Source organism: Pseudomonas sp. DF5, assembly GCF_058148225.1.
The window spans coordinates 366617-380612 of the sequence record NZ_JBYVYM010000001.1 but is presented as its reverse complement, the minus strand read 5'-3'; the positions used below and the strand labels follow the sequence as shown (position 1 = coordinate 380612).

Genomic DNA, 13996 nt, shown 5'->3' with positions numbered 1-13996 from the left:
TTTGCGCCGGATGCGGGCGACTAAAACTTTTGTCTATTTTATGACCTGAGGCAGTTTGGTCCGGGCATTTGCTTGTGTATGCTCCGTCCACAATTCGGGCTCGCATGCTCAACTATAAGAACAAGAACATCGCCTATGACCCTCAGCTCCGACCTGTCGGGCCCCTCCGTGGAGCCTCGGGCTATCCGCAAACAGTACGCCATGGAGATGGCGGTCGAACGCACGCGTCTGCTGTACCAGGGCTCGCTCTTGCCGACGCTTTTCATGTTGATCAACGGTCTGGTCTGCGCCGGGTTGCTCTGGAGCCCGCAGCGTTACTTCGTGGTCAGCGTCTGGCTGATCTGGTTGCTGTCGCTGGTGGCGTTGCGAGTGATTCAGGTCGCGGCCTTCGATTCGGCGATTCCCCACCGTCAGGCCCATCCGATCTGGCGTCGCATGTTTCTGCTCGGTTCGGCGATGACCGGCCTGACCCTGGCCGGTGCCGGCATCGCGCTGGTGCCCGCTGACAATTTCATCCAGCAAGCCTGGGTGTTCGGCCTGATCGGCGCCGCGGCCCTCTCGGCCAGCGTCGCTTATGCGGTCAGCCTGCCAGCATTTCTATCCTTTACCTTGCCCTGTCTGTTGCCCGCCATCGGCTATCTGTTCTGGGGCGGCGATGAACAGGAGCAGGGCTGGGGCTGGTTCGGGCTGATTCTGCTGGGCTCGTTGAGCGTGGTCGCCTGGCAGGTCAATCGGTTGATCGATCAGGGTTTGTTGCGGCGTTTTCAAAATCAGGCGCTGATCGAGCACTTGCAGCAGGCGCAAAGTCGCAGCGAGCAACTCAATCACGAACTGGCCAGGGAAATCGACCAGCGTCGTCGCGCCGAAGAAGAATTGCGCGAAACCCAGGTCGACCTTGAAAACCGGGTTGCCCAACGCAGTCTGGAGCTGGATGCGGCCAACCAGGCCTTGAGCAAGAGCGAAGCGCGGCTGGCGCTGGCGTTGAAAGCGAGTGAGCTCGGTTTGTGGGACTGGAACCTGCAGACCGACGAAGTTCATCACACTCAGCTCCAGGAGTTGTTCGGGCTGGAGCCGGAATACGTGACGGCGATGCTCCGCCACCTCAAGCCGAGGCTGCATCCCGACGACTTGCCAGCGCTGAAGCGGGCGCTGGTCGAGCATTTGAAGGGCCGCACCGAGGATTATCAGATCGAGTACCGGGTGCGACATGGCGATGGCCATTGGGTCTGGATCGAGGACCGTGGTCGAGCGGTCGAGCGCAGTGAAAACGGCCGGGTGATCCGCATGGTCGGCACCCGCCGCGATATCAGCGCCAGCAAGCACCTGGAAGAACAGCGCCAACTGGCGGCGACGGTGTTCGAGGCGGCCAGCGAAGGCATCGTGATTTTCGACCCGAATTACGCACTGATCGCAGTCAATCAGGCTTTCAGTCGGGTGACTGGCTATGAAATCGGCGACATGCTCGGGCGCAACGTGGTCGATTTGCCTTGCAGCCGCGACGCCCGTCGGCATTACGCAGCGATTCGTCAGGCGCTGGAGCAGCACGGTAGTTGGCAGGGCGAGTTGGTCGAGACCCGCAAGAATGGCGAGTTGTATCCGCAGTGGCTGCAACTGAATGCCGTGCGCGATATGCGGGGAAATGTCAGTCATATTGTTGGCTTCTTCGCTGATCTGTCCGCTCGGCGTGAATCCGAAGAGCGTATGCGCTACCTCACCCATTACGACGAGCTCACGGGGCTGGCCAACCGTTCGTTATTCCGTGAACGACTGAGCGAGGCTCATCAGCGGGTGCGCCAGGGCGGTCGGCGCAGCCTGGCGCTGCTGCACATCAATCTGGATCGCTTCAAGCTGCTCAACGACAGCCTCGGCCACGAAATCGCCGATCAGCTGTTACAGAAAATGGCCCGGCGGTTGGTCAATGCGTTGCCGGAAGCGGACACCATCGCCCGGTTGTCCGGCGATGAATTTGCGGTGCTGTTCGACGCCTACGGCAACCTGTCGAGCCTGGCGCGCGTGGCGACCCGATTGTCGACCAAGCTGCGTTTGCCGATCACCGTCGAGGGGCATGAACTGGTGATGAGCGCGTCCATGGGCATCAGTCTGTTGCCGGACACCGCGCGGGAGATTTCCGCGCTGGTCAGCCAGTCGAACATGGCCATGCAGCATGCCAAACACTTGGGCGGCAACAACTTCCAGTTCTATACCGACAGCCTGCAGGCCAGCACGCTCGAGCGTTTGCAGCTTGAGAACCAATTGCGCAAAGCCATCGAAGAAAAGCAGTTGAAGGTGTTTTATCAACCGAAACTCTGCCTCGCCACCGGTCGGCTGAATGCTGCCGAGGCGTTGGTGCGCTGGGATCACCCGACCCTGGGTCGAGTGCCGCCGGGGGATTTCATTGGTCTGGCCGAGGAAACCGGACTGATCAACGCTATCGGCGAGTTCGTATTGCGTCAGGCCTGCTGGCAAGCCTGCGAATGGCAGCGTCAGGGGCTTGAGCCGATTCGGGTGTCGGTCAATCTGTCGGTGCATCAGCTGCGTCAGGGGAAACTGGTCAGCCTGGTGCGTCAGGTGCTGGAGGAAACCGGTCTGGCGCCGCACTACCTGGAACTGGAACTTACTGAAAGCCAGTTGCTGGACAGCGTCGAGCACATCATCGCGACCTTCCAGCAATTGCGCGATCTGGGGGTGAAGCTGGCGATCGACGATTTTGGTACCGGGTATTCGTCTCTGAGCTACCTCAAACGTATTCCTGTGGATTACGTGAAGATCGATCAGGCATTTATCCGTGGGCTGGGGGAGAGCAGTGAAGATGCGGCGATCACCCGGGCGATTATTGCCATGGCCCATGGTCTGTCGTTGAAAGTGGTGGCTGAAGGGGTCGAGCGAGCCGAGCAGCTGGAGTTTTTGAAGGCTGAAGGTTGCGATGAGGTGCAGGGCTATCTGATCAGTCGACCGATTGACTCCGATGGTTTGGGTAACCTTCTACTTGAGCAAGATGCTGGTTTCCTCAGCTAAGTCATCAATAAACGTGATGACTTAGCTGGGAAAATTCCGGTTGCTAGCGCGTTAGGAGAATCGTCGTATCCACCAGGATATATAATCTTCAAGATGGTTGTTTGACCAGGTCATATATTTTTTACCCTGAAAATCAGAAAGGTGTTTTACGCTAACATCTTCAGAATTTCTCTGTGGGTATAATTCAAATAAAAAATCTGTTTCTTTTGGAAAGTGTACTATCGAAACTAAGCGGCCGTTGATAAATTTGAATCGGGTAATGCCAGTATTTTTGTCGCCCTGTATTTGGTAATTGGTTATTTCGAAAATATCGGTATTGAACTCTTCTCTGAATATGCCGCCGAAATATTTAGAGCTCTCTAGTATAACTGGATTGTAGCCATTTTCTTTAAGGGTGCTTAGCACGTCTTCGATAAGGCTACAGCTGCGGAAATTATTCACTAATAGGGGGTGGGCGCTTTTGCATGTCTTTTCTATGTTTGCTGGATTATGGTATCTGATATAAAAGATCGCAAAAAACACCAATATTAAGAATGCAAATGTGAAATATTTTATGGTTAATACTTTTGTTTTAATAGTATGACCCATGAGACGTCGCCTCTGTTGCTAATGCACCATTATTAAGAAGGTTCATGCAGCTTTCGGGACATGCCTCAGGAGATTCGCTGTCCTTGGCTGCACATAAACCTGCTTGGTTGTTCCAGTCATCCATAGCTCTCTCACTACGGTTCTGTCCAACGTTTGATACTTCATTCGCCCAGCCGGCAAGTTTGCTGATCGTTTCTCCCCAATTTGACGCAGCAATCATGCATGAGGCAATGCAATGTCTGTAGGCGTCTTGAGGTCCGTTACGCTGTCCCGGTAGTGGGCTTTCATTCGCTATGGCTTCTGCTTTGGAAGACCATTCAAACACAGATTCTAATCCAAATGGATCAACGTATTTCAACGGATTGCCGTTCACATACCCATATGTATTCATTCCGCCCTTTAGCCCAATTGGGTCGCTCTCCAAATAGCGTCCTGTCTCCGGGTCATAGTTTCTGAAGTAGTTGTAGTGCAACCCAGTTTCAGCATCGAAGTACTGACCAGGGAAGCGGAGGTTTAGAGTCAAAAAACCACTGGCTTTTTCCAAACCAAAAGCGTCAGATTTCCATTCCCATACAATTTCCCGAGCGGCGTTCGTTACGATGCGGGGTGTGTTGAGGTGGTCGCTATGAATGTAGAACGGCGTGCTATTAGTCAGTACACCTTCCGTATCGTAACTAATATTCACACCGCCCAATGGCAAGCCATCAAGCCAGAAATAGTATTGACTTTCGAGCTTCTTGCCTTCGCTATTGAACATCGTTTCGCCTAGCAGTTGGCCATCAGGTCCGTAGAGAAATGTGGTAACGCCTTGTGAGGTGATTTTCTGGGTGCGTTGACCTAGTGTGTTGTAGCGAAACTGAGCCCGGATCATCCCATCAATCTTCACGCTGCTCAGGCGATTCTGTTCGTCGTATGAGAATTGGCGATTGTCGCGGCCTTCGATCAGATTGCCTGTCGCATCGGAACTCACCAAATGGCCGTCTATTTGGATCAAGCGATTGTTACTGGCGCCATACTGGTAGGTCGTGACTGCACTGTCTTGCACCTTGCCTTCGACCAGAGGAGTGAGAGTTTTGTTGGTGCGGTTACCCACCGCGTCATAAGTAAAGGTTTGCTGTCGGGTGGTATTTGCTTCTTCTGTCAGGCGATCGAGCGCGTCATAGCTGTAATTCAGATCGCCGACCGAGCTGCTTTGTACTTTGGTGATGTTTCCGATGGCATCGTAGGCATAGGTGTTGCTCCAGCCGGCGACGGTTTGTGCAGTTAGCCGATAGTCCAGATCGTAGGTACGTTGAAGCGTAGTGCCATTGTTCCAGGTCAGGCTTTTGAGTGGACCGAAAGGTAGATACGCAATGTCGCTCACGAAGGTAATCGGTTCATCTGCGCCACGCTGGATTTCCACTTGACTGACCTGCCCAGCGGAGTTGCGTAGGTAGTGAATGCTGAACCCGGTCGTGTAGTCGATCCGACTGAGTCGATTTGCTCCATCGTATCCATAACCCAGTTTTTCCAGTTGGGTTGCTTCATTCGTTCGCGGTGTATGCAGTTGGGCCGTGAGGTTGCCTTGCGCGTCATAGGTGTAACTCAGGACGCCATTTATGTCTTCCACTGCTGTCAGTCGGCCGATACCTTTGTTACCGCTGGCAATCGAGTCGTAGTGGAAGTGAATATCCAGCCTTGAGTTTGCCGGATAACGGCGGGTGGTCAATCGATTGAGGGCATCGTAGGTGAAAATTGTGACTATGCCGCGCGCATCGGTTTTTTGTGTGATGTTGCCAGCGGCGTCATATTTGTAGTTACTGGTACCACTGTCGGGGCTGTCCAACTGCGTCAGATTGCCTAAACCATCGTACTGATATCGAGTGATCACACCGCGTGAATCGCTAACTTGTGTGAGGTTGTCTTGAGCGTCGTATTCAAAATTAGTCGTGCCGTTAAGTGGGTCAATATTCTTTATCAAGCGGTCGAGTGAGTCATAGGCTCCGGCGTGGCTGTAATTACGAGGATTGGTAATAGTGGCCGGATTATTGTTCAGGTCATATTGCGTGCGACTGATCTGGCCACTAGCTCCCACTGACTGCAGTAAGCGTCCGAGTTCGTCATATACCCATTGATGCTGTTTTGTCAGATCGCCTGTATTGTCTTTGAGTCGTAATATGGTGCGATTGCCCATCGGGTCAAGATCAAATTCGATCTGTTCCTCGAGGTTATTGATGATGCGAATGAGCCGCCTGGCGTCATCCCAAGTGTAGGTTAACCAGCTACCATCGGCACGAATCAGCTTGGTAATGTCACCGACAGCATTGTGTTCGAAGCGAGTATTATTATTGGCAGCACTTACTGACGTTAACCAGCCTTGCGGCGCATAAGTCAGGTTTGTGATGACTCCATTGGGATCGACAATAGTTTGTGGGTTACCCATAGCGTCGAAATTCGAAAGTTCAGTGATATGTCCGAGCGCGTTGATGACGCGTGTCAAATGACCTTTCGTATCGTATTCGTAGCGGGTGATGTCGTTTACATCGGTCCTGGGACCATCCGATAACTCAAGCAGGCCTTCAGTGTTGTAGGCGAATGACCTGCTGCGTTCCGTTGTTTGTCCAAACAGGGATGTAATGGTCGCTCCGCCTAGTGCAAGCGCAAAAAGACCTACGCTCAATATCAGTGTGTTCATGATCAGATCCTTCTGAGTCAGCGTGCAGTAATGGTCTGAGTGAGTTTTCGTCCTTCAGCGTCGTAGGTGTATTGAATTAACCGGTTCGGTTGGGTGATGCGCACGGGAAGGAATAGAGTTGGGTGCCATTCGGTGGTGATGGTTCTGGAGTCGGTTGTTCCGCTGGCTTCGGTGCGGGAGGTTTCTAAACCACGATCATTGTGGATATACGCTGTGATGCTCCCATTGTTATCAGTCTTCGACTTAAGCAGACCGCGTTCGTCATAAATAAAGGTAGAGTTGCTACTTGGGCAATTAGCAGTGGGTTCGCCATCAATCGAAGTGATGCGTTTGACGCCTTGAAAGAAGCCGAATTTGTAATTTGTATGTTTGCCGAGAGCATTAATAACCGTGACTGAATCGTCGAGGTTGTATTTGATGTTTGTTTTTTCCGCTCCGTTAGCGTGCTCGCTAGAGATGGCGCGGCCATGATCATCATAACTCCACGATGCATAGGTGACGCCGCGCTCGTCAGTCATCGACGTCAGTAGCCTACCGTCCCGAGGATCCTGGTAGAAATACCTCTTTTGATCTGACTTGGTAGTAAATGCTCTCGATACGGATTTGAGTTGTCGATAGTCATCATAGCTGTATTTGATCTGCATATCTTCGGATGAGAAGCTTAGAGGCTGTTTATTAGGGTCCTCTGTAAATTTTATCGTGGTGCCGTAGCTGTCAGTGACAGTAATATGGTTTTCTTCATGTTTGATGTTTTGCACTGTACCCAATTTGCGGACTTCAGTGAGCCTGCCGTTTTCGTTAAAGATGTAATAATAATTTTCTGGTGAATGGTACGTCCATTGGAGTTTCTCTTTTATCAGAGATTCTGCGGTTGGTTTTTTTGGGTGGTAGGTATCTCCAGTCTTATCAAATGTCGATATTTTTCCATTGGCATGAATAATCGATACAGAGTTTGTATCGAAGAGCATTCGAGACGCATAATTGTGTGTCCATGTACCGCTTTTGCTGCTGTAATTTCGTGAAAATTCAATTTCGTTGGGTTTGGGTGTTTTTCTTGATACAGGGAAGTCTGTCTCTAGTTCGATTTTATGGCCCGTCAAAAAATTAATCGGGTTCCCGACAATATTTGATGGGCAGCTATTTTCTATGCTCTCAACTTCACATATCCCCGTCAGTTTACTAAGTGATTTATTTTTTCCGCAGGAGTCTCCGGTGAGGAGTATTTCCGCTGTGAAAGTGCCGGGATCAGGCCCGCCGTCTTCCTCGTCTATTTCGATAGGTTCATAGTCTATCTTGCATAGCCATTTCCAATCGTAAGTTTCATGTGGCATGGCGGGGTTGTAACCCAATATATAATCGTCGTGCTCAATTTTTAATTCTTTATGGAGCGCTTGGCACGCGATTTCTGGAGAATTATGCTGCGTGGGTTGATTGAGAAGACCTCCCGCTTTCCAGTTGTATATTTCAGCTGTTGAGTATTGATGGAATGTTGATGTTAGAAGCAAGATGGGGATGCCGAAGCTTTGTTTGATGTTCATTTGATCTTCCATGATCATTCTTAATAGTTTGTTGGTTAATTTCAGTGAGTGCCCCTCCAGTTTATTCTCCGCAGTTGACTACTTTGCGGTACATATATATTGCATTTGTAAAATTATGCGGCGCGTTGCTTGGCCGGCATTGGGTCTAGGGGCTAGGAGGGGCAGGGGTGAGAGGTGTGGGCTTGTCAGCCGCTTCTACGGTGTGGGTCCGCGCAAACCTTGGCCGTGGGGCTACATGAAGCCCATCACGCCTGATACGGGGACATTGAGTTACGCATTGAGCAGGCAAAAAGCCGATTCATGTAGTATAACTACAAGCGTGCTACATCCCCGGCAACTGCCAATAACAAAGAGTCCAGCCCCTTGAATCTGCTGCAACACATCGCCCAGTCACGCCACCTGTTACGCAAGTCGGAGCTCAAGGTCGCCGACCACGTGCTGCTTGATCCTGCGGCGGTGATGCACAGTTCCATGGCCGACCTGGCCCACAGCGTGGGCATCAGCGAACCGACCATCGTGCGGTTTTGCCGCGCCATCGGTTGCTCCGGGTTCCAGGATCTGAAGCTGAAACTGGCGCAGAGCCTGGCGGCCGGCGCGAGCTTCGGGCAATTCGCGATCCATGAAGATGATTCGGTTGCCGATTACAGCCTGAAAATCTTCGACACCACCCTGCACACCTTGATGGAGGTTCGCGAGAAACTCGATCCGGTGGCGTTGCAGAAAGCCGTGACCGCGATGTCCCAGGCCCAGCGTGTCGAGTTCTACGGCTTTGGTGCGTCCGGTGCGGTGGCGGCGGATGCCCAGCACAAGTTCTTCCGTTTGTTGCTGACTGCGGCGGCGTATTCCGACCCGCACATGCAGGCGATGTCGGCGGTGACGTTGAAGCCGACCGACGTGGCGATCTGCATTTCCCAGTCCGGTCGCTCAAAAGACCTGTTGATCACCGCCAACCTGGTGCGCGAAAGCGGCGCCACGCTGATCACCCTGTGCCCGAGCCAGACACCGTTGGCCGAGCTGTCGACCGTCAACCTGGCGATCGATGTGCACGAAGACACTGAAATCTACACGCCGCTGACGTCGCGTATTGCGCATCTGGTAGTGATCGATGTGTTGGCGATGGGCGTGGCCATGGCTCGTGGGCCGAGCCTGGTCAATCACTTGAAAAGCGTCAAGCGCAGCCTTCGCAGCTTGCGGTTGTCACCCAAGTCGGTGAAAGCGCTGGACGATTGATTCTGATCTGACATTGGCGGAAGGTCGTTCCGACCTTATTCGCGAGCAAGCCCGCTCTCACATTGATCGGTTGTGTTGCACAAGAAGTGCGAACATCGCAGATCCACTGTGGGAGCGGGCTTGCTCGCGAAGATGGCCGCAAAAACACCACAATCAATGGCAATGTTCACAACCTTGTAACCCTCCCGCCGCCAAACCGTCATTCCTCGCGCCTATCTTGAAACTCCCGTACTCGCCTTGGGAGACTCGAAATGGCCCAGCCCTACGAAGAACGCAACAGCGCTGTCAAAACCCGTCGTCAGCAAGAAGACCAGCGCCGCATGGAATTTCGCCGCGCCATCGAAGATCGCTGCGAACGCCGCCAGCTTCTGGCCGAAATCGGCGAATTTCCCGACGACCTCGAACTCAACTACTGGCAGGCAGCACCGGTAACTTCCCGTCGAAACGCTCAACCAGTGCGCTGATTTGCGCCCGTTCGCTGCGGATAAACGCAAGGAATGCGTGGGCCACCGGCGATAGCCGTTTGGCCTTGGCCTGCACCAGGCACCAGCTACGCAGCAGCGGCAGCTCCTCGACCGGTAGCTCAATCAGGGCGCCGGTCGCCAATTCAAGGTTCAGGGCGTGGCGCGTCAGCAGCGCCAGGCCCAGACCCGCCAGCACGCATTCACGCTGAGCTTCCGCCGACGCGACCTCCTGGGTCTGGGTGAAGTGCACGCGCTTCTCTTTGAAATACTCCTCGCAGGCCAGCCGCGTGCCGGAACCGGGTTCGCGCAACAGCAGCGTGTAGGGCTCCAGATCCTGCAAGCGCAGCGGCCCCATATGGCACAGCGGATGATCCGGCGGCGCCACGGCTACAATCGGGTTATTGAGGAACGGCAGGAATTCCAGCCCCATGTCCTGGGGGACCATCGACATGATCACCAGATCGTCACGGTTATCCGACAGGCGCCGGATGACCTGGCCACGGTTGACCACCGTCAGGTGCAGGTTCACTTCCGGGTGCTGGCGCTTGAACGCGGCAAACAGGTGCGGCACGAAATACTTGGCGCTGGACTCCACCGCCAGTTTCAGCTGACCTTGCAATGAGCCTTGCATGTCCGACAGCTGCATATCGAGGTTTTCCAGGCGGCCGAAAATGTCCCGGCTGGCGCGCTGCAGCGCTTCGGCCGCCTCGGTCATGTAGAGCTTTTTGCCGACGTAATCGAACAAGGGCTGACCGATCAGCTCTTCGAGTTGACGAATCTGTAGGCTCACGGCAGGTTGTGTGAGAGACATTTCGTCGGCTGCGCGGCTGTAGGACCTTAAATCGCACACCTCATTGAAGATCTGCAATTGACGCAATGTCATACGCATCAATGACTTACGCATTTTCTATAAATCCTGAGCGAAGGCAGATGACTCAACTATAAGTCTTTGCTTATGCCTGACCCAATTATTATTCATTTTTGTTAATCCCTTGCGAGAGCTAGTGTGGAGCTGCGACTGAATTGAAACATTTGGTCACGCGTCGACCTGTCTAATCGGGTCGTGGGTGCCACCGGCTCAAGGGAACCTCCAAGTGATAAAAAAGATCCTGATTGCCAACCGTGGTGAGATTGCCGTACGAATCGTGCGCGCCTGCGCCGAGATGGGCATTCGCTCGGTCGCGATCTATTCCGACGCCGACCGTCATGCTTTGCATGTGAAGCGTGCGGACGAGGCCCACAGCATCGGTGCCGAGCCACTGGCCGGCTACCTGAACCCGCGCAAGCTGGTGAACCTGGCGGTGGAAACCGGTTGCGATGCGTTGCACCCCGGCTACGGCTTCCTTTCGGAAAATGCCGAGTTGGCGGACATCTGCGCCGAACGCGGAATCAAATTCATCGGCCCGTCGGCGGAAGTCATTCGCCGCATGGGCGACAAGACCGAAGCGCGCCGCAGCATGATCAAGGCCGGCGTGCCGGTCACACCGGGCACCGAAGGCAACGTGTCGGGCATCGAAGAAGCCCTGACCGAAGGCGACCGCATCGGTTACCCGGTGATGCTCAAGGCTACCTCCGGTGGTGGCGGCCGCGGCATTCGTCGTTGCAACAGTCGCGAAGAACTCGAACAGGCCTTTCCTCGGGTGATTTCCGAAGCCACCAAGGCTTTCGGTTCGGCGGAAGTGTTCCTGGAAAAATGCATCGTAAACCCGAAACACATCGAAGCGCAGATCCTCGGCGACAGCTTCGGCAACGTGGTACACCTGTTCGAGCGTGACTGCTCGATCCAGCGTCGCAACCAGAAGCTGATCGAGATCGCTCCGAGCCCGCAACTGACCCCGGAACAGCGCGCCTACATCGGCGACCTGTCGGTGCGTGCAGCCAAGGCCGTGGGTTACGAGAACGCCGGTACCGTGGAGTTCCTGCTCGCCGAGGGCGAGGTGTACTTCATGGAAATGAACACCCGGGTTCAGGTGGAACACACCATCACTGAAGAAATCACCGGCATCGACATCGTTCGCGAGCAGATCCGCATCGCATCCGGTTTGCCGCTCTCGGTGAAACAGGAAGACATCCTGCACCGTGGTTTCGCGCTGCAGTTCCGGATCAACGCCGAAGACCCGAAAAACAACTTCCTGCCGAGCTTCGGCAAGATCACCCGTTACTACGCGCCCGGCGGTCCCGGCGTGCGCACCGATACGGCGATCTACACCGGTTACACCATTCCACCGTTCTACGATTCGATGTGCCTGAAACTGGTGGTCTGGGCGCTGACCTGGGAAGAGGCGATGGACCGTGGCTTGCGAGCCCTGGACGACATGCGCGTGCAAGGGGTCAAGACCACCGCCGCGTACTACCAGGAAATCCTGCGTAACCCGGAATTCCGTAGCGGCCAGTTCAACACCAGCTTCGTTGAAAGCCATCCTGAACTGACCAACTACTCGATCAAGCGCAAACCCGAAGAGCTGGCCCTGGCCATCGCCGCCGCCATCGCCGCCCACGCAGGCCTGTGAGGAATATGACAATGTCCAAGAAGATCCATGTAACTGACACAATCCTGCGCGACGCCCACCAATCGCTGCTCGCCACCCGCATGCGCACCGAAGACATGCTGCCGATCTGCGACAAGCTCGACAAAGTCGGCTACTGGTCGCTGGAAGTCTGGGGCGGCGCGACCTTCGATGCCTGCGTACGTTTCCTGAAAGAAGACCCGTGGGAGCGTCTGCGCCAACTGCGCGCCGCGTTGCCCAACACCCGTCTGCAGATGCTTCTGCGTGGCCAGAACCTGCTGGGCTACCGCCACTACAGCGACGACGTGGTCAAAGCCTTCGTCGCCAAGGCCGCGGTCAACGGCATCGACGTGTTCCGCATCTTCGACGCGATGAACGACGTGCGTAACCTGCGCGTCGCCATCGAAGCGGTGAAGGCTGCTGGCAAACACGCCCAGGGCACCATCGCCTACACCACCAGCCCGGTGCACACCATCGAGGCTTTCGTGGCGCAAGCCAAGCAAATGGAAGCCATGGGTTGCGACTCGGTGGCGATCAAGGACATGGCCGGTCTGCTGACCCCGTACGCCACTGGCGAACTGGTCAAGGCACTGAAAGCCGAGCAGTCGCTGCCGGTGTTCATCCATTCCCACGACACCGCCGGCCTGGCTGCGATGTGCCAACTCAAGGGCATCGAAAACGGCGCCGACCATATCGACACCGCGATCTCCAGCTTCGCCTGGGGCACCAGCCACCCGGGCACCGAGTCGATGGTCGCCGCCCTTAAAGGCAGCGAGTTCGACACCGGCCTGAATCTGGAACTGTTGCAAGAGATCGGCCTGTACTTCTACGCCGTGCGCAAGAAGTACCACCAGTTCGAAAGCGAATTCACCGCTGTCGACACTCGCGTGCAAGTCAACCAGGTTCCGGGCGGGATGATTTCCAACCTGGCCAACCAGTTGAAAGAGCAGGGCGCCCTGAACCGCATGAGCGAAGTGCTGGCGGAAATCCCGCGCGTTCGTGAAGACCTCGGCTTCCCGCCGCTGGTGACCCCGACCTCGCAGATCGTCGGCACCCAGGCGTTCTTCAACGTACTGGCCGGCGAGCGCTACAAGACCATCACCAACGAAGTGAAGCTTTACCTGCAAGGCGGTTACGGCAAGGCGCCGGGCGCAGTGAATGAGAAACTGCGTCGCCAGGCCATCGGTAGCGAAGAGGTAATCGACGTGCGCCCGGCTGATCTGCTGAAGCCGGAAATGACCAAGCTGCGTGCCGAAATCGGCGCTGTGGCCAAGTCTGAAGAAGACGTGCTGACCTATGCCATGTTCCCGGACATCGGCCGCAAGTTCCTCGAAGAACGCGCGGCCGGCACCCTGACGCCAGAAGTGCTGCTGCCGATTCCTGAAGCGGGCGGCGTGGCGTCGGCCGGTGGTGAAGGCGTGCCGACCGAGTTCGTCATCGACGTTCACGGCGAAACCTACCGCGTCGACATCACCGGTGTGGGCGTCAAGGCTGAAGGCAAGCGCCACTTCTACCTGTCCATCGACGGCATGCCGGAAGAAGTGGTGTTCGAACCGCTCAACGAATTCGTCAGCGGCGGCAGCAGCAAGCGCAAGCAAGCCACTGCACCGGGCCACGTCAGCACCACCATGCCGGGCAACATCGTCGACGTGCTGGTCAAGGAAGGCGACACCGTGAAAGCCGGCCAGGCCGTGCTGATCACCGAGGCGATGAAGATGGAAACCGAAGTCCAGTCGGCCATCACCGGCAAAGTCACCGCCATCCACGTGGCCAAGGGCGACCGGGTGAATCCGGGCGAGATCCTGATCGAGATCGAAGGCTGAGTTAACAGCCTCGATAGACCGCTTTAAACCTCGGGGGGGCATGTGCTCCCCTTTTTTTTCGTCCGAAGAATCTGGTGGATGGCAGATCAAATGTGCGGGCTTGCTCGCGAAAGCGATGTGACATTCAGCATCCATATTGACTGACACTCCGCTTTCG

At 55.1% G+C, this 13996-nt stretch carries 8 protein-coding genes; 5 read left to right on the top strand and 3 right to left on the bottom strand.

Features of this window, described 5'->3' with window-relative positions; translation table 11 throughout:
* Positions 1-135 precede the first annotated feature (135 nt).
* On the top strand, positions 136-3015 hold the full coding sequence (locus AC30D7_RS01770) for an EAL domain-containing protein (protein WP_204124237.1): 2880 nt from the start codon (positions 136-138) through the stop codon (positions 3013-3015).
* A gap of 571 nt (positions 3016-3586) precedes the next feature.
* Here the strand turns inward: AC30D7_RS01770 and AC30D7_RS01765 are convergent.
* Positions 3587-6277 carry an RHS repeat-associated core domain-containing protein gene (locus AC30D7_RS01765; protein ID WP_490132785.1) on the bottom strand — a complete coding sequence of 897 codons (2691 nt, stop codon included), beginning with the start codon at positions 6275-6277 and terminating at the stop codon, positions 3587-3589.
* A gap of 17 nt (positions 6278-6294) precedes the next feature.
* A complete protein-coding gene (locus tag AC30D7_RS01760; protein ID WP_490132784.1) occupies positions 6295-7815 on the bottom strand; it encodes an RHS repeat domain-containing protein in 1521 nt (506 codons plus the stop codon).
* Positions 7816-8178: 363 nt separating this feature from the next.
* Here AC30D7_RS01760 and hexR point away from each other — a divergent pair, with 363 nt between their 5' ends.
* Together hexR and AC30D7_RS01750 are read left to right on the top strand one after the other, a co-directional pair.
* A complete protein-coding gene (hexR, locus tag AC30D7_RS01755) occupies positions 8179-9045 on the top strand; it encodes a transcriptional regulator HexR (RefSeq protein WP_017850032.1) in 867 nt (288 codons plus the stop codon).
* Between the two features lie 251 nt (positions 9046-9296).
* Entirely contained in the window at positions 9297-9509 is a 213-nt protein-coding gene (locus tag AC30D7_RS01750) for a PA3496 family putative envelope integrity protein (protein ID WP_019020903.1), read from the top strand.
* Here AC30D7_RS01750 and AC30D7_RS01745 read toward each other — a convergent pair.
* A complete protein-coding gene (locus tag AC30D7_RS01745; protein WP_007934452.1) occupies positions 9451-10413 on the bottom strand; it encodes a LysR family transcriptional regulator in 963 nt (320 codons plus the stop codon). The two genes, AC30D7_RS01750 and AC30D7_RS01745, sit on opposite strands and share 59 nt — an antisense overlap.
* A gap of 190 nt (positions 10414-10603) precedes the next feature.
* On the opposite strand from AC30D7_RS01745, the gene AC30D7_RS01740 reads away from it, so the two are divergent.
* Positions 10604-12019: an acetyl-CoA carboxylase biotin carboxylase subunit gene (locus AC30D7_RS01740; protein ID WP_019580379.1), complete on the top strand. Its 1416-nt coding sequence runs from the start codon at positions 10604-10606 to the stop codon at positions 12017-12019.
* Between the two features lie 11 nt (positions 12020-12030).
* Positions 12031-13839, top strand: a complete 1809-nt coding sequence (gene oadA, locus AC30D7_RS01735; RefSeq protein ID WP_490132783.1) for a sodium-extruding oxaloacetate decarboxylase subunit alpha — start codon at positions 12031-12033, stop codon at positions 13837-13839.
* Positions 13840-13996 lie beyond the last annotated feature (157 nt).